Genomic DNA, 255 nt, shown 5'->3' with positions numbered 1-255 from the left:
CCGAGTTCACCGCCAAGAAGGACCGCATCCTCGAGCTCTACGACCAGGCCGCCGCCGGTGAGCTGCCCGCCGGCGCACGCGTGATCTGCGCCGACGAGTTCGGGCCGCTGAACCTGCAGCCGCGCCCCGGGCACGGCTGGTTCCCCCGCGGCCGCCCGAGCAGGCAGCGGGCGACCTACACCCGCACCGGCGGGGTTCGACACATGATCGCTGCGCTGGACCTGGCCACGGGCCAGATGTTCTACCGGTTCCGCG

Annotated in this window: 1 pseudogene; it reads left to right on the top strand. The window is 72.9% G+C overall.

The window, feature by feature from the left end:
• Positions 1 to 255: pseudogene (locus QSK03_RS33015) on the top strand (IS630 family transposase); the annotation flags it as partial.

The sequence above is a fragment of the Actinomycetospora sp. NBRC 106375 genome, from assembly GCF_030269665.1.
Taxonomy (GTDB): Bacteria; Actinomycetota; Actinomycetes; order Mycobacteriales; family Pseudonocardiaceae; genus Actinomycetospora.
Note: the sequence above shows the minus strand (reverse complement) of the source record. Positions and strands in the feature narration are given on the sequence as shown.